Below are 18845 nucleotides of genomic sequence, written 5' to 3' on the forward strand. Positions count from 1 at the left end.
CCCGCGCCCAGGGGCGCCCCGCCGGTCACGGAAGCCGACGGGTCACTCCAGTCCGTACACCCGCCGTGCGTTGCCCGCCGCGACCATCCGTGCCACCCGCCGCGCGTCCTGCGCCGACCAGGCGCCCTCCGCGACCCAGGCGCCGAGCACCCGCCCCAGCGCCTCACGGAACAGCCGGGCCCCCACCAGGTGCAGCTCGGGCAGTCCGCCGGCGCCGCTGGAGAAGAGGACCTTGCCGAAGGGGGCCAGCTCCAGGACCTCGGCGAGCACCGTGGCGGCCCGTGCGCCGGTGCGCGCCGGCGCGGCGCCCGAGTCGGTGTACACGTGCGGGAAGACCGCGGCGAGGTGCGCGGCGTTGCGGTGGTGCGGGTAGCCGTGCAGCAGGACCAGGTCCGTGCCCAGACCCGCGGTCGCGCGGACGAAGTCCGTCAGCAGCACCGGGTCCGTGCGGCCGGCGCGTCCGCCCGGCCCGGCCGGCCCGGCGTGCAGCTGGAGCGGCCGCCCGGAGGCCACCGCGATCCACAGCAGGTGGCGCAGCAGCACCGGATCGCTCAGCTCCCCGCCGACCTCACGCCCAGCCAGCCAGCGTCCCGCGGCGCCGCGCACCTGGCTGGGCCCCGGCGGCTCGGGCGCGAGCGCCAGGCCGTGCCGCAGGGCCGCCACGGAGGTGAAGGCGACCGCCTGGGCCGCCGCGCCGTGCACCGACTCGGCGAGGTTCGCCAGGAAGGACCCGACGGTTCCCGAGGTGTCGGCGACCTGCTCGGCGAGGAGTTCCAGGCGGACGACCTCGTGGGCGGCGGCGGCCCCCGCCGAGGCCATCTCGCCGGGTCCCGTGAGGTCGCCGGGGAGCCCGGTGTCCACCAGGTAGGCGGTGACGCCGCTACCGCGCAGCAGTCTGCGGCCGGCCTCCAGGACGCCCAGCTCGCGGCGCCGGGCGAGGTAGCGGGCGGGCGGGCAGTGCGGTTCCAGGCCGAGCAGCGGGGGGCACCAGCGGCGTACGGCGAAACCGGTCTGGGTGTCGAAGAGGGTGGTGCCCGGGGCGGGCGGCCCCTCGGTGCGGGCCAGCTGGGCCTCGAAGGTGCCGAGGCCCAGTTCCGTCCGCAGGACGCCGTGGCAGTGCTGGTCCACGAGGGACGGCGTTTCGATCATCCGGTCTCCCCCGGCTGGACCACATCCTCCGTAAGGTCCTAACGGGTGAACCGGCTCTCAGGTGTTGCCCGCCCCGCGGCTTTGTTCAGCCGTTGGCCGGGCCGCCGAGCTGGATGCCGGCCATCCGCTTCCACTCGTAGGGGCCCGTCCGCACCTTGGCGGCGAACTCGCCGTCGAAGGACTCGTGGACGGTGATCCCGGACTCGCGCACGGCCTGCTCGGCGATGGCGTAGGTGGGGGCCACGACGTCGCCCCAGGTGCCGTCCTCGCCGACGAGGACGATCCGGGCGCCGCGCTGTCCGATGTACGCGACCTGTCCCTCGGCCCCGCCGTGCGCCTTGGCGAAGGAGCCGATCCGCTGGGCGAGGCGGGCCGCCTTGCGCTCGGCCTTGGGGTCAACCTGCTGCGTGTCTGCCATGGCCAGGATGCTACCGACGGGTAGAGCGAACGGCGACGGGCGGGGTACGTGGCCTTGACCACGTGCCCCGCCCGTGGCGGACGTCAGGGGATGTCAGCGCAGGAAGGGGTCCACCGCCACCGCGACGAAGAGGATCGACACGTAGGTGATCGACCAGTGGAACAGGCGCATCTCCTTCAGCTTCGCGCCGGTCACCTCGGCCTTGGCGCGGTTCTGCAGCCCGTGCGCCTCCCACAGCCAGAAGCCGCCGGCCAGCAGGGCGACCACCGTGTAGAACCAGCCCGTGTAGCCGAGCGGCGTCAGCAGCAGCGAGACGACGACCATCACCCAGCTGTAGATGACGATCTGCCGGGCCACCACCTTGTTGGAGGCGATCACCGGGAGCATCGGCACGCCCACGCGCGCGTAGTCCTCCTTGACCTTCATGGACAGCGGCCAGTAGTGCGGCGGCGTCCAGAAGAACATGACGAGGAAGAGGATGACCGGCGCCCACGACATCGAGTTCGTGACCGCGGACCAGCCGATGAGCACCGGCAGGCAGCCGGCGATGCCGCCCCACACGATGTTCTGCGACGTGCGCCGCTTGAGGATCATCGTGTAGACGACGACGTAGAAGAGGAGCGCTCCGAGCGACAGCCACGCCGACAGCCAGTTGACGGTGAGACCGAACAGCAGTGTCGAGACGACCGCCAGGGTGATGCCGAAGGCGAGGCACTCGCGCGGGCTGACCATCCCGGTGACCAGCGGGCGCTGCGAGGTGCGGTCCATGAGCGCGTCGATGTCACGGTCGATGTACATGTTGAGCGCGTTGGCGCCGCCCGCGGACAGGTAGCCGCCGACGCAGGTGAGCAGCACCAGTTTCAGGTTGGGCACACCCTGCTGCGCCAGGAACATCACCGGAACGGTGGTGATGAGCAGCAGCTCGATGATCCGCGGCTTGGTCAGTGCCACGAACGCCTTGACACGGGCCCCGAACGACCGGTTGCTCGGGCTCTGACCTGCACCGAGTACTCCCTCCCCCAGGGCCTTAAGGGCCTGGGAGGGACCCCCAGGACGGGATTCGACGGCCGTCACGCACACCCCTGACAGAGACTCCCAGCGAGCCCCGCCCCTGTGAACAGGGGGTAAAGACTCGCGCGTACCACGCCACTGTAGACGTTGCCCAGACCCGGACATTCGCGGGGGTGGGTCGTGTTGGCGCAGCCCGCCCGGCAGCCGCCGGACGCCGGTCGCGGGGGCGGGCCGGCGCGGGCGTCCGGAATGGGTTTCCGACGGGCGCGCGACGGCTCGAATGAGCGATCGGATGAGCGCCCCCGTATTCACTTGCCGAATAAGGGAAGGAGCCGTCGGGAGGCGGATTTCCCGGAGTCCCGGCAGTCTTGAATGACTCGAAAAAACGCACGTCTTTACGGGGGTAGGCTCAACAGCGGCCGGCCGGCGCCAGAACGCCGGCAGCCGGTGCCCGGACACGCGCACCGGCATCCGACATGTGGAGAGGAGCCCTGAACCAGGGTGAGCACCAAGCCGACCACCACAGACCTCGAGTGGACCGAGTTGGACCAGCGTGCGGTGGACACCGCGCGCGTCCTGGCCGCCGATGCCGTACAGAAGGTCGGAAACGGCCATCCGGGTACGGCGATGAGCCTGGCTCCTGCCGCCTACACCCTGTTCCAGAAGGTGATGCGGCACGACCCCGCCGACCCGCAGTGGGTGGGCCGCGACCGCTTCGTGCTGTCCGCCGGTCATTCCTCCCTGACCCTCTACACCCAGCTGTACCTGGCCGGGTTCGGCCTGGAGCTGGAGGACCTGGAGTCCTTCCGCACCTGGGGCTCCAAGACCCCGGGCCACCCGGAGTACGGGCACACGGCCGGTGTGGAGACGACGACCGGTCCGCTGGGCCAGGGCGTGGCCAACGCCGTGGGCATGGCGATGGCGTCCCGCTACGAGCGCGGACTGTTCGACCCGGAGGCCCCCGCCGGCCAGTCCCCCTTCGACCACTTCGTCTACTGCATCGCCGGTGACGGCTGCCTCCAGGAGGGCATCTCCGCCGAGGCGTCCTCGATGGCCGGCCACCAGAAGCTCGGCAACCTGATCCTGCTGTGGGACGACAACCACATCTCGATCGAGGGCGACACCGAGACGGCCGTCTCCGAGGACACCGTCAAGCGGTACGAGGCCTACGGCTGGCACGTGCAGCGCGTGGAGCCCAAGGCCGACGGCGACCTGGACCCGCAGGCCATCTACGCGGCGATCCAGGAGGCCAAGGCGGTCACCGACCGGCCGTCCTTCATCGCGATGCGCTCGATCATCGCCTGGCCGGCCCCGCACGCGCAGAACACCGAGGCCGCGCACGGCTCGGCGCTGGGCGAGGACGAGGTCGCGGCCACCAAGCGCGTCCTCGGCTTCGACCCCGACAAGCACTTCGACGTCTCCGACGAGGTCATCGGCCACACCCGCGAGGCTCTGGAGCGCGGCCGGGAGGCGAAGGCCGTCTGGGAGAAGTCCTTCCAGGCCTGGCGTGAGGCGAACGCGGAGCGGGCCGCCGAGTTCGACCGCATCGCCGCCGCCGAGCTGCCGGCCGGCTGGGCCGAGAAGGTCCCGGTCTTCGAGGCGGGCAAGAGCGTGGCCACCCGCGCGGCCTCCGGCAAGGTGCTCCAGGCCCTCGGCGAGGTGCTGCCCGAGCTGTGGGGCGGCTCCGCCGACCTGGCCGGCTCGAACAACACCACGATCGACAAGACGTCGTCGTTCCTGCCCGAGGGCAACCCGCTGCCGGAGGCGAGCCCCTACGGCCGCACGATCCACTTCGGCATCCGCGAGCACTCGATGGGCGCCGAGCTGAACGGCATCACGCTGCACGGCAACACCCGCGCGTACGGCGGCACCTTCCTCGTCTTCTCCGACTACATGCGCAACGCGGTGCGCCTGTCGGCGCTGATGCACCTGCCGGTGACGTACGTGTGGACGCACGACTCCATCGGCCTGGGCGAGGACGGCCCCACCCACCAGCCGGTCGAGCACCTCGCCTCGCTGCGCGCCATCCCCGGCCTGAACGTGGTCCGCCCCGCCGACGCCAACGAGACCGCCATCGCCTGGACCGAGATCCAGCGCCGCTGGACCAAGGAGTTCGGCAAGGGCGCCCCGCACGGCCTCGCGCTGACCCGCCAGGGCGTGCCGACGTACGAGCCCAACGACGACACCGTGCGCGGCGGCTACGTCCTGTTCGAGGCCGAGGGCGGCGAGCCGCAGGTCATCCTGATCGCCACCGGGTCCGAGGTGCACGTGGCCGTGGAGGCCCGGGAGCAGCTCCAGACCGACGGCGTTCCCACCCGCGTGGTGTCCATGCCGTGCGTCGAGTGGTTCGAGGAGCAGGACCAGGGGTACCGGGACAGCGTGCTGCCCCCGGCCGTGCGCGCCCGCGTCGCGGTCGAGGCCGGTGTCGCCCTGACCTGGCACAAGTACGTCGGGGACGCCGGACGCATTGTTTCCCTGGAGCACTTCGGTGCTTCCGCCGACGCCAAGGTGCTGTTCCGCGAATTCGGTTTCACCGCCGAGAACGTGGCCGCCAAGGCGCGGGAATCCCTCGCCGCCGCCCAGCGCTGACGCTCATATACGACACGTAGGAGATGCAATTTCCATGACAGACGCACTCAAGCGCCTCTCCGATGAAGGCGTCGCGATCTGGCTGGACGACCTGTCGCGCAAGCGGATCACGTCCGGCAACCTCGCCGAGCTGATCGACCAGCAGCACGTCGTGGGCGTCACCACCAACCCGACGATCTTCCAGAAGGCGATCTCGCAGGGCGACGGCTACGACCAGCAGGTGTCGGACCTCGCCGCCCGCCGGGTCACCGTCGAAGAGGCCATCCGCATGATCACCACGGCGGACGTCCGCGACGCCGCCGACATCCTGCGCCCGGTCTTCGACGCCACCGACGGCCAGGACGGCCGGGTCTCCATCGAGGTCGACCCCCGTCTGGCGCACAACACCAAGGCGACGGTCGCCGAGGCCCGCCAGCTGGCCTGGCTGGTGGACCGCCCCAACACGCTCATCAAGATCCCGGCCACGCAGGCGGGTCTGCCGGCCATCGCCGAGACCATCGGCAACGGGATCAGCGTCAACGTCACGCTGATCTTCTCGCTGGAGCGCTACCGCGCGGTCATGGACGCCTACCTGAGCGGCCTGGAGAAGGCCAAGGAGCGCGGCCTGGACCTGTCCAAGATCCACTCGGTGGCGTCCTTCTTCGTCTCCCGCGTCGACACCGAGATCGACCGGCGCATCGACGAGATGGGCACCGACGAGGCCAAGGCCCTGCGCGGCAAGGCCGGCGTGGCCAACGCGCGCCTGGCCTACCAGGCCTACGAGGAGGTCTTCTCCTCCGACCGCTGGAACGCGCTGGAGAACGCCGGTGCGAACAAGCAGCGTCCGCTGTGGGCCTCCACCGGTGTGAAGGACAAGGCGTACAAGGACACCATGTACGTCGAGGAACTGGTGGCGCCGAACACGGTGAACACCATGCCGGAGGCCACCTTGGAGGCCACCGAGGACCACGGCGAGATCCGCGGCGACGCGGTCCGCGGCACCTACGAGCAGGCCCGTGCCGACCTCGACGCCCTGGAGAGGATCGGCATCTCCTACGACGAGGTGGTCCAGGTCCTGGAGGACGAGGGCGTCGACAAGTTCGAGGGCTCCTGGAACGACCTGCTGAAGTCGACCGAGGCGGAGCTGGAGCGCCTCGCCCCCGCGGAGGGCTGACGCCTTGTCGCCTCTTTCCGGCACCGGGGCGAACCCGCTCCGTGACCCCGCCGACCGACGGCTCCCGCGTATCGCGGGGCCGTCGGGCCTGGTCATCTTCGGCGTGACGGGCGACCTGTCGCGCAAGAAGCTGATGCCCGCCGTCTACGACCTCGCCAACCGCGGCCTGCTGCCGCCGGGCTTCTCGCTGGTCGGCTTCGCCCGGCGCGACTGGGAGCACGAGGACTTCGCCCAGGTCGTGCACGACGCCGTCAAGGAGCACTCGCGCACGCCGTTCCGCGAGGAGGTCTGGCAGCAGCTCAGCCAGGGCATGCGGTTCGTGCAGGGCACCTTCGACGACGACGAGGCGTTCGAACGGCTGCGCGGCACCATCGAGGAACTCGACAAGGCGCAGGGCACGGGCGGCAACTTCGCCTTCTACCTGTCCGTACCGCCGAAGTCCTTCCCGGTCGTCATCCAGCAGCTGAAGAAGCACCAGCTGGCCGACCAGACGGGCGGCTCCTGGCGGCGCGCGGTCATCGAGAAGCCGTTCGGCCACGACCTGGAGTCGGCCGAGGAGCTGAACAAGGTCGTCCACGAGGTCTTCGCCCCGGACCAGGTCTTCCGCATCGACCACTACCTGGGCAAGGAGACCGTCCAGAACATCCTGGCGCTGCGCTTCGCCAACACCATGTTCGAGCCGATCTGGAACCGGTCCTTCGTGGACCACGTGCAGATCACCATGGCGGAGGACATCGGCATCGGCGGCCGGGCCGGGTACTATGACGGCATCGGCGCCGCCCGTGACGTCATCCAGAACCACCTGCTCCAGCTGATGGCGCTCACCGCGATGGAGGAGCCCGCCTCCTTCGGCGCGGACGCGCTGGCGGCGGAGAAGGAGAAGGTGCTCGGCGCCGTCCGGCTGCCCGGGGACCTCGGCTCGACGACCGTGCGCGGGCAGTACGCGGCCGGCTGGCAGGGCGGCGAGAAGGTCATCGGCTACCTCGAAGAGGACGGCATCGACAAGAAGTCGAAGACCGACACCTACGCGGCCGTCAAGCTGGAGATCGACAACCGCCGCTGGGCGGGCGTCCCCTTCTACCTGCGCACCGGCAAGCGGCTGGGCCGCCGGGTCACCGAGATCGCGGTGGTCTTCCAGCGCGCCCCGCACTCCCCCTTCGACACCACGGCCACCGAGGAGCTGGGCCAGAACGCGGTCGTCATCCGCGTCCAGCCCGACGAGGGCGTGACCGTGCGCTTCGGCTCGAAGGTGCCGGGCACCTCGATGGAGATCCGGGACGTCTCGATGGACTTCGCCTACGGCGAGTCCTTCACCGAGTCCAGCCCGGAGGCGTACGAACGCCTCATCCTGGACGTGCTGCTCGGCGACTCCAACCTCTTCCCGCGCACGGAGGAGGTCGAGCTGTCCTGGAAGATCCTCGACCCGATCGAGGAGTACTGGGACACCCACGGCAGGCCCGCGCAGTACGCGTCCGGGACGTGGGGACCGGCCGAGGCGGACGAGATGCTCGCACGAGACGGACGGAGCTGGCGCCGGCCATGAAGATAGACCTGACCGACACCACCGCCGGGAAGATCAACAAGGCGCTCGTGCGGGGCCGCCGGGCGATCGGCACGCCTGCCGTGGGCATGGTGCTCACCCTCGTCATCGTCACCGACGAGGAGAACGCCTACGACGCCCTCAAGGCCGCCGGCGACGCCTCCCGCGAACACCCCTCGCGCACCCTGGTCGTCATCCGGCGCGTCTCGCGCACCCTGCGCGACCGCACGGCCTCGCGGCTGGACGCCGAGGTGCGGGTGGGCGCGGAGGCCGGCACCGGCGAGACGGTCGTCCTGCGGCTGTACGGCGAGGTCTGCGACCACGCCCAGTCCGTGGTGCTGCCGCTGCTGCTGCCGGACGCGCCGGTCGTCGTCTGGTGGCCGGTGAACGGCCCGCTGGCCCCGGCCGAGGACCCCCTCGGCGCGCTGGCGCAGCGCCGGGTCACCGACGCCTACGCCTGCGAGGACCCGGTGCGGGAACTGGCCGCGCGGGCCGAGGCGTACACCCCCGGCGACACGGATCTGGCATGGACCCGGATCACGCCGTGGCGTTCCATGCTGGCCGCCGCGCTCGACCAGGTGACGTGCGAGGTCCGGTCGGTCGAGGTGGAGGGCGAGGAGTTCAACCCGAGCTGCGAGCTGCTGGCGATGTGGCTCGCGGACCGGCTGGACGTGCCGGTGAAGCGCTCGCTGTCCTCCGGGCCCGGGCTGACCGCGGTCCGCATGGACACCACCTGCGGTCCGATCGAGCTGGGCCGGGCCGACGGCAGGCTGGCCACGCTCTCCGTCCAGGGGCAGCCGGAACGCGCGGTGGCCCTCAAGCGGCGGGAGACGGCCGAACTCATCGCGGAGGAACTGCGGCGGCTCGACCCGGACGACACCTACGCGTCGGCGCTGCGCTTCGGGGTGGAGCGGCTGAACAGCTCCGCGCCGCAGACCTCCGCGGGGGCGGCGGTCGCGGTGGCCACCTCCGAGGAGGAGACGGCGAAGGCGCCCGCACGGCGCGCCGCCGCCAAGACCGCCCGCAAGGCCCCGACCCGGAAGGCGGCGGCGAAGTGAGCACTCCGCAGCTGGTCGTCCACCGTGACAAGGAGCTGATGGCGCAGGCCGCCGCGGCCCGGCTGATCACGAAGATCGTGGACGCGCAGGCCTCCACGGGCTCCGCGTCCGTGGTGCTGACCGGTGGCCGCAACGGCAACGGCGTGCTGGCCGCGCTGGCCGCGGCGCCCGCCCGGGACGCCGTCGACTGGGGCCGGCTCGACCTGTGGTGGGGTGACGAGCGGTTCCTGCCCGAGGGCGATCCCGAGCGCAACGTCACGCAGGCCAGGCAGGCCCTGCTGGACTCCGTCCCGCTGGATCCGAAGCGGGTGCACGTGATGCCCGCCTCGGACGGCCCGTGGGGTACGGACGTCGAGGCGGCGGCGGAGGCCTATGCCGAGGAGCTGGCCCACGCGGCCGGCCCCGCCAACCACGGCTCGGTCCCCACCTTCGACGTGCTGATGCTGGGCGTCGGCCCGGACACGCACGTGGCGTCCCTGTTCCCGGAGCTGCCGGGGGTGCGGGAGACGGAGCGCACGGTCATCGGCGTGCACGGCGCGCCGAAGCCGCCGCCCACCCGGGTCTCCCTCACCCTGCCCGCGATCCGCTCGGCCCGTGAGGTGTGGCTGCTCGCGGCGGGCGAGGACAAGGCGAACGCGGTGGCGATGGCGCTGTCCGGCGCGGGCGAGATCCAGGCCCCGGCGGCGGGCGCGTACGGCCGCGCGCGCACGCTGTGGCTGCTGGACACGGCGGCGGCCTCGCAGCTGCCGAGGTCGCTGTACCCGCCGGCGTCGGCCTGACGGGCGAGGGGCGACGACGGATCGGCATCCGGGGGCGGCACGGGCAGTACGGCTCGTGCCGCCCCCGTCGTACGCGCTCGGCCGGACCGGCCCGGCACCCTCACGGCCGGGACGGCGCCGCTCCGCCCTTCCCCCGCCGGCTCAGCGGGTGTCCTGAGCCGGCGCCGCACCGTCCCCCGCGGCGCTGCCGGCCGGGGGCTCCTCGCGCACGCGTATCAGCGCGGCGACGGACAGGACGAAGAACCCGGCCGTGAGCAGCGCCGGTGTGCCGGGGCCCCAGGCGGTGGCGACGGCACCGCCCAGCAGGGCGCCCAGCGGAGCCCCGGCGACGGCCAGGGTCCGGAAGGCGGCGCTGACCCGGCCCAGCACGGGGGCGGGGCTGCGCTGCTGCATCAGCGTGGTCGTGTTCACGTTCCACACCATGCCCATGAGGCCGAAGACGGCCATCGCCGCCACCAGTGCGGTCAGGCTGCGCACCGTGCCCATGACGGTGAGGGCCGCGATCTGCGTCGTTCCGGCCAGCAGCACGGCCCGCATCCGGCCGAGGCGGGCGACGACCGGGCCGTTGACCGCTCCCCCGGCCAGGCTGCCGACCGTGTAGGCGGTCATCGCCGCCGCGTACCCGCCGGGTCCGGCGTGCAGCCAGCGCGTCACCAGCACGACCAGGGTCGCGATGAGCGCGGCCATGCCGACGTTGCACAGGGCGGTGGCGGCGCACAGGCCTCTCAGTGCCCGATCCCGCCCCAGTACGCGCAGGCCGTCGGTGATCTCCCGGCGCAGGGTGCTGCCCGCCGGTCTCGGTGCGCGCTCGGGTGCCGCGGTGCGCAGCGAGGCCACGAGCGCCGCGGCCAGGACGAAGGTGACGGCGTCGGCGGCGAAGGGCGCGGCGGCACCGGCAGCGAGCAGGACGGGCACCACCGGACCGCCCAGGAGGCCGCCGGCGATGCGCTGTCCCGTCATCAGCCGGGCGTTGGCGCTGCCGAGCGCCGTCCGGTCCACCAGGGCGGGCAGCAGGGCCGTCGCCGCGTTGTCGAAGAGGGTCTGGAGGGTGGTGAGCGCGAAGGCCAGGGCGATGAGCAGGGCGATCGAGGCGTGTCCGAGGGCGACGGTCACGGCGAAACCACCGACCAGCAGGCCGCGTACCGCGTCCACCGTCCACATCGCGCGCCGCTGGTCCACCCGGTCGGCGACCGCTCCGCCCAGCAGCCCGAAGAGGATCCAGGGCAGATAGCCGCAGGCCGCGACGGAGGCGATGAGCAGGGGGTCACCGGTCAGGGAGGCGGCGAGCAGGGGCAGCGCGGCCGTGCGCAGCGCGTCGCCGAAGCTGGACAGCACGGCGGCGCTCCACAGCCGTCCGAAAGCCCCGCCCCACGCGGGCCGTGTCACGGCCTCGGCCGCGTCCAGCGTCGTCATCGCCGCCCCCTCACGATTCGCCGATGCACAAACCGTAGAGGGCACCACTGACAATCGCCTCGGCGGCGGCCGGCCGGGGAGGGCGCGGCCTCGTCACGAGTGCCGGGAGGGCACCCGACGGGGCGTCAACTGCTAGATCTCGCCCCGCAGTTTGGCAAGCGCCTCGGCGAGGATCGCCTCGCCGTCCGCGTCGCTGCGCCGCTCGCGCACGTAGGCGAGGTGCGTCTTGTAGGGCTCGGTGCGCGGCGGGTCCGGCGGGTTGTCCCGGTCCTGGCCGGCCGGGAAGCCGCAGCGCGGGCAGTCCCAGGTGTCGGGCACCTGTGCGTCGCTGGCGAAACTGGGCTGCGTCTCGTGCCCGTTGGAGCACCAGAAGGAGATGCGCAGGCGCGGCGCGGACTCGCCGCGCTCGGCCTCGCCCATCGGCCCCGCTCCGACCCGGCTCCCCCGGATCGCGTTGCCACTTGCCACGGTCGTAACTCCCTGCGTGATGGTGCCGCGAAACGAGTCGGCGTACCGCTTCGCTGCGAGCGCCTCAGTCTACGTAAGGCCCAACGCGCGTCCAGTGATGGGAGTTACCGTCCCCCGCACACAGACGCAAGCCCCATGATAGGCCGCGCTCGTGAGCGCGTACCGACCATGGGGCCTTCCGTGCGGAATGTACGGCGTTCGCCGGCTCGTCAGCTGTTGGACTTCATCAGGATGCCGAGGACGATGATGCACGCGATCCACAGCACACCGACCACGACGGTGATGCGGTCGAGGTTGCGCTCGGCGACGGAGGAGCCGCCGACGGACGACTGCATGCCGCCGCCGAACATGTCGGAGAGGCCGCCGCCCTTCCCCTTGTGCATCAGCACCAGCAGCATCAGCAGCAGGCTGAAGACGATCAGGGCGATCGAGAACCCCAAAACCACGGCTGGACCAACTTCCTCGGATACGGATGGACGACGGGGGCACAGCACCTCGGCTGTGCCCCCGCCAGGGTACGACGTATCGCCGCTACCGCCTACTCACGTCCGGCTCACTGCTCGCGGAACCTGACGATCTTGACGAACTCGTCGGCGTCCAGCGAGGCGCCGCCGACCAGGGCGCCGTCGATGTCGGCCTGGCCCATGATCTCGGCGACGTTGCCCGACTTGACGGAGCCGCCGTACTGGATGCGGATCTTGTCGGCCACGTCCTGCGAGTACAGCTCGGCGAGCTTGGCGCGGATGGCGGCGCAGACCTCCTGGGCGTCCTCGGCGCCGCAGACCTTGCCGGTGCCGATGGCCCAGACGGGCTCGTAGGCGATCACGACGGACTCGGCCTGCTCGGCCGGGATGTCCTTCAGACCGCCCTCGACCTGGGCGAGGGTGTGGGAGACGTGGTTGCCGGCCTCGCGGACGTCCAGCTCCTCGCCGACGCACAGGATCGGGGTCAGGCCGTGCTTGTAGGCGGCCTTGACCTTGGCGTTCACCAGCTCGTCGGTCTCGTTGTGGTACTGGCGCCGCTCGGAGTGCCCGATCGCCACGTAGGTGCACTTGAGCTTGGCCAGCATCGGGCCGGAGATCTCGCCGGTGTAGGCGCCGGAGTCGTGCTGCGAGATGTCCTGGGCGCCGTACTTGATCTTGAGCTTGTCGCCGTCGACCAGGGTCTGCACGGAGCGCAGGTCGGTGAAGGGCGGCAGGACGGCGACCTCGACGGCGTCGTAGTCCTTGTCGGCCAGGGCGAAGGCGAGCTTCTGGACGTGCGCGATGGCCTCGAGGTGGTTGAGGTTCATCTTCCAGTTGCCCGCCATCAGCGGCGTGCGGGTGGTCATTGAGGTCAGTCCTCCAGTGCGGCGAGGCCGGGGAGCGTCTTGCCCTCGAGGTATTCGAGGGAGGCGCCGCCGCCGGTCGAGATGTGGCCGAATGCGTTCTCGTCGAAACCGAGCGTACGGACGGCCGCGGCGGAGTCGCCGCCGCCGACCACGGTGAATCCGCCGGAGTCGACGAGGGCCTGGGCGACCGCCTTGGTGCCCTCGGCGAAGTCGGGGTGCTCGAAGACGCCCATCGGCCCGTTCCAGAAGACGGTGGCGGCGTCGGCGAGCTTCGAGGCGTACAGCTCCCGGGTCCGCGGGCCGATGTCCAGGCCCTCCTGGTCGGCCGGGATGGCGTCGGCGGCGACCGCGGTGGGGTGCGCCGGGGCCTTGGTCTTCAGGTCCGGGAAGTCGGGCGAGACCAGCGCGTCCACCGGCAGCACCAGCTCGACGCCCAGCTTCTCGGCGCGCTCCATGTACTCCTTGACGGCCGGGATCTGGTCCTCCTGGAGGAGGGACTTGCCGACCTCGTAGCCCTTGGCCTTGAGGAAGGTGTACGCCATGCCGCCGCCGATGAGCAGCCGGTCGGCCTTGCCGAGCAGCTGGTCGATGACGGCGAGCTTGTCGGAGACCTTGGCGCCGCCGAGGGCGACGACGTAGGGACGCTTGACGTCCTCGGTGAGCTTCTTCAGGACGCCGACCTCGGTGGCGATGAGGTGACCGGCGTAGTGCGGCAGCCGGGCCGGCAGGTCGTAGACCGAGGCGTGCTTGCGGTGCACCGCGCCGAAGCCGTCGCCGACGTAGACGTCCGCGAGGGCGGCGAGGGCGTCGGCGAACTCGCCGCGCTCGGTGTCGTCCTTGGACGTCTCGCCGGGGTTGAAACGCAGGTTCTCGATGACCGCGACCTGGCCGGGCTCGAGGCCGTCCACGGCGTCGTGGGCGGCGGGGCCGACGGTGTCCTGGGCGAAGGCCACGGGCGCGCCGAGCAGTTCACCGAGCCGCTCGGCGGCGGGCAGCAGCGAGAAGGCGGGGTCCGGGGCGCCCTTGGGGCGGCCCAGGTGCGAGGCCACGATCACCTTGGCACCGGCGCCGGCGAGCGCCTTGACGGTGGGCAGCACGGCCCGGATGCGGCCGTCGTCGGTGATGACGCCGTCGGCCAGGGGCACGTTGAGGTCGGCGCGGACGAAGACCCGCTTGCCGTCCACACCTTCGCTGAGAAGTTCGTCGATCGTCTTCATGGGAATGGGACTCCTGGGAGGAGGGGCTCTTGATCGTACGAGGGCCGGTCGATCCGCACGCGGGCGGGCCGCAGGAAGCGGCCCGCCGTACGTGCGTCAGGGCCCGGACCGCGCGGTGGTGCGCTGCCCGAGCCCTGTTCTCACATCGAGGTGCCTGCTCTGCCGATCAGAGCTGGTTGCCGATGAAGACCGTGAGGTCGACGAGGCGGTTGGAGTAGCCCCACTCGTTGTCGTACCAGCCGATGACCTTCACGTTCTTGCCCTCCTGGACCATCGTCAGGGAGGAGTCGAAGGTGCAGGACGCCGGGGCGTTGACGATGTCCGAGGAGACGATCGGGTCCTCGGTGTACTCGAGGATGCCCTTCAGCTCGCCCTCGGCGGCCTTCTGGAAGGCGGCGTTGACCTCTTCCTTGGTGACCTCGCGGGACAGCTCGACGACGAGGTCGGTGACCGAGCCGGTCGGGACCGGGACGCGCATCGCCATGCCGTCCAGCTTGCCCTTGAGCTGCGGGAGGACCAGCGCGGTGGCCTTGGCGGCACCGGTGGTGGTCGGGATGATGTTCTCGGCGGCGGCGCGGGCGCGGCGCAGGTCCTTGTGCGGGAAGTCCAGGATCCGCTGGTCGTTGGTGTACGCGTGCACCGTGGTCATCAGGCCGCGGACGATGCCGAAGTTCTCGTCGAGGACCTTCGCCATGGGCGCCACACAGTTGGTGGTGCACGAGGCGTTGGAGATGACGTTGTCCTTGGCGGCGTCGTACTTGTCCTGGTTGACGCCCATCACGATGGTGACGTCCTCGTTCTTCGCCGGAGCGGAGATGATGACCTTCTTGGCGCCGCCGGCGATGTGCTTCTCGGCGTCTTCCTTCTTGGTGAAGATGCCGGTGGACTCGATGACGATGTCCACGCCCAGCTCACCCCAGGGGATGTCGGCCGGGTTGCGCTCGGAGAGGACCTTGATGGTCCTGCCGTCGACGGTGATGGTGTCCTCGGTGTGCGTGACCTCCTGCTTGAGGCGGCCGAGGATGGTGTCGTACTTCAGCAGGTGAGCGGTGGTCGCGGTGTCACCCAGGTCGTTGACAGCCACGATCTCGATGTCTGCACCCTGCTCCAGCAGCGCGCGGAAGTAGTTACGACCGATGCGGCCAAAGCCGTTGATGCCTACGCGGATCGTCACGAACCGATCTCCTCGTTGGTACGCCGGTTTCGACGCCGGCGAGCTGTATTGGGATGTCCCCGACCACCCCCGACCCTACCTCCCTGGAGCCTCCTGAGTGACATTCGGAGACCCCCTGGAGGGCATGGCGGGCCGTACGCGCCAGTAGGCGTCCGGGCGGTCGTGGACGGGCGCCCGAATCACTCCATTAGGGTACGGAGTGTCCGTACGCGTTGACCATATTCATCACTCTTTCGTGCAGGCCCCGGCTCACTTGTCGAGTGCCGCCATCGCCCGCCCCACGAGGGCCGCCCGGCCGGCCGCCGAGCGGAGGTGTCCGAGCCCGAACCCGAGCAGCACGGAACGGTCGGTGGTGACCGCCGCGTACGTCCGGAAGAGGGTGCCGGTGCGGGCCCAGTCCTTGCGGACGGGCGGGCTGCCCGGAGGCGGTCCCGACACCTTCCAGGGGCCCAGCGACGTCTCGAAGCCCTCGGTGTCCCTCGTGGCGCCGCCGACGACGAGCGAGGCGTCGTCGGCCAGGACGCCGTGGCCGCCGGTGCCGGGGTCGCTGACGTAGGCGAGGGAGACCTCGACCGTCCGCCCGGCGTACGCGCTCAGGTCGAAACTCGCCTGCTGCCACCCGCCGGAGGAGCCGGTGAAGCTGTTCCACGCCCCGCTGGTGCCGCGGGCGGCGCAGCCGCCGGAGCCCGGCGTCAGGTAGTGCCTGAGCCATGGGTGGTCGGCGATCAGGAAGCCGGCCCCGCACTCGGCGGGCACGGCCGCGGTGCTCCTGCCGCCCGCCTCCGGGAGTGTCGTCCAGTCGTCGGCGCCGGTGGTGTGGACCTCCAGCAGCGCGTGGTCGTAGCCGCGCTCGGTGTCCCACAGCAGGCGGGTGCGGAGGGCGGGCCGGTCCGCCGCGGTGACCCCGGTGAGGTCGACGGTGCGGGTGAGGCGCTTGTAGGCGTCGTCGGTGTGCACGGCGGCGGCCATGAAGGAGCCGGTGTAGGGGCTGTACGGGTCGGTGGTGCCGGTGAACCGCCCCGCCCCCTCACTCGCGGACCACGGGTGGCCGGCCGCCGGCAGCTCCTGTGACGTCACCCCGTAGGCACCAACTCCGTCGAGCGGCTCGCCCGGCGCGTCGCCGAGCGGGCCGGAGAAGCCCGCCAGTTTCCCCGCGCCGGTGAAGCCGGTGGCCCCGGGGGCCGGGGTGCGCGAGTAGGCCCCCAGGTAGTACTGGCTGAAGTCGTCCGAGAGGTTTCCGCCGCCCAGGTCGACGCTGCCGCCGGCCTGCTCGCCGGCCTCGATCAGCCGTCCGCCCTCGTTGAGGTAGGAACGCAGCTGGAGCTGGGTGGCGTTGCCCGGGCCCGGGGCGCCCGAGTAGTGCACGACCGTCCTGAAGTGCTTCAGCACGCCGAGCGCGTCGGGCGCGCCCTGGGTCGCGACGTCCCAGACGAGCGCCCGGTGGCCGTTCGCCCGCAGGGCGTCCACGTACGCGCCCGCCCGGACGGCCCGAGCACCCTCCTCCGCGACGACGAGGGTGTCGGCGCGGGTGCCTGCGTCCGTTCCCGCGCGGGTGTCGGTGGGCGTGCCTGTGCGGGCGCTCGCGGGCGTGCCGGCGGACGGGAGGCGGGCCACGGTGTAGGTGAAGTGCTCGCTCGCCGTCCGCTTCCCGGCCCCGGGTCCGCTGCCCGTGCGGCCGGTGAACCACACCTCGACCCGGTCGCCCGGAGCCGCGCCGTGGACGTGGGCCCGGTACTCGTCGAAGTAGAGGTGGTCCGCGCCGCCGTAGGTGGTGCCGCCCTTCCAGGGCCGCAGCGCTCCCGTCCGGGTCGGCCCCCCGTCCACGCGGTAGCGCAGTTTCTTGTCCCGCACGGACTTGCGGACGACGACCGAGACCTCCTGGCCGGCGCCGCGCGCGTACGACGTCGAGAACGCGGCCGGGGTGAAGTCGGCGGCCGGCGGGCCGGCCGGTGAACTCGGCCGGTCGGGGTGGGCGGCGGTCTCGGCGACGGCGAGCGCGAAGGGGAGGTTCTTCTCGAACTCCCGCCGGATCAGCTTCTCGTCGTCGGGGAAAATGAAGACCGACCGGCAGTCGGCGGCGTTCCAGGCGTCGTCCGGGTCGGCGTCGGAGGCGGTCTCGCACGTCGACATCTCGGGCGTGAACATGGCCGTGCCGTTGACGTTGCCCGCGTGCCCGTCCGCCTCGCCGTTGGTGGTGTACAGCTCCGAGGAGAGCTGGGAGCGGTAGCCGGGGATCGCCGGGTGGTCCGGGGTGCCGGCGAGCGCCCGGTAGAGGACGTCGTCCGGGGTCGGGGTCGCCACCTGCCAGCCGACGCCGTAGAGCAGGAGTTCGGCCGCGGAGTGGTAGTTGACGGCGTACCGGAAGCGGAGGCGCTTCTCGAACCGGTCGAGCGCCCTCGTCTCGGGCTCGCTGGCCGGTGCCGGGCCGCGGTAGGTCTCACCGGCGGGCTCCGGTGACGAACCCTCGTCGTCGTAGCCCCACTTGTAGGGGAAGTTGCGGTTGAGGTCGACGCCGTCGCCGCTGGAGACGACGCCGTCGCCGTTGACGTCCCGCAGGTTCTTGCGCCACAGCCGGGTGCTGTCGTCCTTGAAGGTGTAGTCGTAGCCGTCGGGGTTGGCGGAGAGGACGAACCACAGTTCGGTGGTGTCGACGATCTTCCTGATCCGGCGGTCGGTGCGGTAGTGGTCCAGGTAGTGGTGCATCAGCCGGCGCGTCATCTCCGGCGTGATCCACTCGCGCGCGTGCTGGTTGGACAGGTACAGCACGGCGGGCTTGGCGCCGTCCTTCGTCTCGCGCGCGCGGCCGGTCAGCTTCAGGGCGAGGATGTCCTGTCCGCGCACGGTCGTGCCGAGGGAGACGACCTTGGTGAGGCCGGGGTGGGTCCGGGCGGTACGGAGGATCTCCTCGCGCAGGCCGCCCTTGCCGCTGTAGGGCCGGAACACGCCCTGGCCCGCCGTGGCCACCCGCCGCCGCGTCGCGGCCGTGAGCGAGTGCTCGGTGAGCCGGACGCCCTGCTCGCGCAGCCTGCCGGCCTGCGCGTCGGTGAGGTACAGCTCGACGGTGCTCCGGCCCTCGCCGGGCGCCCGGTTCCCCAGTTCGTGGGCGTCCTGACCGGCTTTCAGCAACAGGGGCACCTGCCGCGCGGTGACGTCGGCGCGGAACACCTTCACCTCGTCCGGAACCGGCCGCGGTGGGGTCGCGCCCTGCGCCTGGGCGAGGGGCGCGAGGCCCGCTCCGCCGAGCAGGAGCGCACCGACGGCCAGGACCGATCTCGCTCCGTGTCTCGTGCTGCGTCTCATGAACCCCCCTGACGGTGGTCCGCCGGACCGGCGGAGATCTGCCAGGTTCATGTCACTCAGACCAGGGGTCAAGGGTGCCTCCTCAGTCACGGTACGGACATCAGGGTCGGCGTGGAGGGGGTGCGGGCCGGGGGCCTCCTGCGGGCGTGGGGCCTGCGGGGCTTGTAGGTCTGCGGGGCTGGGGGGCTGCGGCTCAGGCTGGGTCCCGGGCGCGTCCCTCAGCCGGCCGGGGTCGGGGCGCGGGTC

At 71.6% G+C, this 18845-nt stretch carries 15 protein-coding genes; 5 read left to right on the forward strand and 10 right to left on the reverse strand.

Translation table 11 applies throughout. From position 1 onward, the window contains the following. Positions 1-42: 42 nt before the first annotated feature. The 3 genes from ABZ719_RS19645 to ABZ719_RS19655 form a co-directional block, all read right to left on the reverse strand. Positions 43-1149 (reverse strand): amidohydrolase family protein, encoded by a 1107-nt coding sequence (locus ABZ719_RS19645; RefSeq protein WP_366726448.1) that lies wholly within the window; start codon positions 1147-1149, stop codon positions 43-45. A gap of 85 nt (positions 1150-1234) precedes the next feature. Continuing rightward, positions 1235-1567: a hypothetical protein gene (locus ABZ719_RS19650; RefSeq protein WP_366726449.1), complete on the reverse strand. Its 333-nt coding sequence runs from the start codon at positions 1565-1567 to the stop codon at positions 1235-1237. Positions 1568-1660: 93 nt separating this feature from the next. Next, positions 1661-2590, reverse strand: coding sequence for a heme o synthase (locus ABZ719_RS19655; protein ID WP_366726497.1), 930 nt, complete (start codon positions 2588-2590; stop codon positions 1661-1663). 489 nt (positions 2591-3079) lie between these two features. Here ABZ719_RS19655 and tkt point away from each other — a divergent pair, with 489 nt between their 5' ends. The 5 genes from tkt to pgl are packed head-to-tail and all read left to right on the forward strand — an operon-like array spanning position 3080 to position 9697. Further along, positions 3080-5167 carry a transketolase gene (gene tkt, locus ABZ719_RS19660; protein WP_366726450.1) on the forward strand — a complete coding sequence of 696 codons (2088 nt, stop codon included), beginning with the start codon at positions 3080-3082 and terminating at the stop codon, positions 5165-5167. Positions 5168-5201: 34 nt separating this feature from the next. Further along, entirely contained in the window at positions 5202-6320 is a 1119-nt protein-coding gene (gene tal / locus ABZ719_RS19665) for a transaldolase (RefSeq protein WP_366726451.1), read from the forward strand. A 4-nt stretch (positions 6321-6324) separates the two neighbouring features. Beyond that, positions 6325-7863, forward strand: coding sequence for a glucose-6-phosphate dehydrogenase (gene zwf, locus ABZ719_RS19670; protein ID WP_037860779.1), 1539 nt, complete (start codon positions 6325-6327; stop codon positions 7861-7863). After that, positions 7860-8918: a glucose-6-phosphate dehydrogenase assembly protein OpcA gene (opcA, locus tag ABZ719_RS19675; protein WP_366726452.1), complete on the forward strand. Its 1059-nt coding sequence runs from the start codon at positions 7860-7862 to the stop codon at positions 8916-8918. Before zwf ends, opcA begins: the two co-directional genes overlap by 4 nt. After that, positions 8915-9697: a 6-phosphogluconolactonase gene (gene pgl / locus ABZ719_RS19680; RefSeq protein WP_366726453.1), complete on the forward strand. Its 783-nt coding sequence runs from the start codon at positions 8915-8917 to the stop codon at positions 9695-9697. Before opcA ends, pgl begins: the two co-directional genes overlap by 4 nt. A gap of 141 nt (positions 9698-9838) precedes the next feature. Here pgl and ABZ719_RS19685 read toward each other — a convergent pair whose 3' ends face one another. The 7 genes from ABZ719_RS19685 to ABZ719_RS19715 form a co-directional block, all read right to left on the reverse strand. Continuing rightward, a complete protein-coding gene (locus ABZ719_RS19685) occupies positions 9839-11110 on the reverse strand; it encodes an MFS transporter (RefSeq protein ID WP_366726454.1) in 1272 nt (423 codons plus the stop codon). Positions 11111-11242: 132 nt separating this feature from the next. Continuing rightward, positions 11243-11578 (reverse strand): RNA polymerase-binding protein RbpA, encoded by a 336-nt coding sequence (locus tag ABZ719_RS19690; protein WP_003957010.1) that lies wholly within the window; start codon positions 11576-11578, stop codon positions 11243-11245. A 209-nt stretch (positions 11579-11787) separates the two neighbouring features. Beyond that, on the reverse strand, positions 11788-12024 hold the full coding sequence (gene secG, locus ABZ719_RS19695; RefSeq protein ID WP_366726455.1) for a preprotein translocase subunit SecG: 237 nt from the start codon (positions 12022-12024) through the stop codon (positions 11788-11790). A 107-nt stretch (positions 12025-12131) separates the two neighbouring features. Then, positions 12132-12908 carry a triose-phosphate isomerase gene (gene tpiA, locus ABZ719_RS19700; RefSeq protein WP_366726456.1) on the reverse strand — a complete coding sequence of 259 codons (777 nt, stop codon included), beginning with the start codon at positions 12906-12908 and terminating at the stop codon, positions 12132-12134. A gap of 5 nt (positions 12909-12913) precedes the next feature. Next, positions 12914-14125 carry a phosphoglycerate kinase gene (locus ABZ719_RS19705; protein ID WP_366726457.1) on the reverse strand — a complete coding sequence of 404 codons (1212 nt, stop codon included), beginning with the start codon at positions 14123-14125 and terminating at the stop codon, positions 12914-12916. Positions 14126-14291: 166 nt separating this feature from the next. Continuing rightward, positions 14292-15299 carry a type I glyceraldehyde-3-phosphate dehydrogenase gene (gene gap, locus ABZ719_RS19710; RefSeq protein WP_366726458.1) on the reverse strand — a complete coding sequence of 336 codons (1008 nt, stop codon included), beginning with the start codon at positions 15297-15299 and terminating at the stop codon, positions 14292-14294. A 249-nt stretch (positions 15300-15548) separates the two neighbouring features. Next, on the reverse strand, positions 15549-18599 hold the full coding sequence (locus ABZ719_RS19715; protein WP_366726459.1) for a M14 family zinc carboxypeptidase: 3051 nt from the start codon (positions 18597-18599) through the stop codon (positions 15549-15551). Positions 18600-18845 lie beyond the last annotated feature (246 nt).

The sequence above is a fragment of the Streptomyces sp. NPDC006743 genome (genome assembly GCF_040703815.1).
Classification (GTDB): domain Bacteria; phylum Actinomycetota; class Actinomycetes; order Streptomycetales; family Streptomycetaceae; genus Streptomyces.

What these genes read in the sequence shown, in the direction of transcription:
- ABZ719_RS19645 (WP_366726448.1), bottom strand. Translation starts at nt 1,149, where the DNA reads ATGATCGAAACGCCGTCCCTCGTGGACCAGCACTGCCACGGCGTCCTG.
- ABZ719_RS19705 (WP_366726457.1), bottom strand. Translation starts at nt 14,125, where the DNA reads ATGAAGACGATCGACGAACTTCTCAGCGAAGGTGTGGACGGCAAGCGG.
- tpiA (WP_366726456.1), bottom strand. Translation starts at nt 12,908, where the DNA reads ATGACCACCCGCACGCCGCTGATGGCGGGCAACTGGAAGATGAACCTC.
- ABZ719_RS19650 (WP_366726449.1), bottom strand. Translation starts at nt 1,567, where the DNA reads ATGGCAGACACGCAGCAGGTTGACCCCAAGGCCGAGCGCAAGGCGGCC.
- ABZ719_RS19685 (WP_366726454.1), bottom strand. Translation starts at nt 11,110, where the DNA reads ATGACGACGCTGGACGCGGCCGAGGCCGTGACACGGCCCGCGTGGGGC.
- opcA (WP_366726452.1), top strand. Translation starts at nt 7,860, where the DNA reads ATGAAGATAGACCTGACCGACACCACCGCCGGGAAGATCAACAAGGCG.
- ABZ719_RS19715 (WP_366726459.1), bottom strand. Translation starts at nt 18,599, where the DNA reads ATGAGACGCAGCACGAGACACGGAGCGAGATCGGTCCTGGCCGTCGGT.
- tal (WP_366726451.1), top strand. Translation starts at nt 5,202, where the DNA reads ATGACAGACGCACTCAAGCGCCTCTCCGATGAAGGCGTCGCGATCTGG.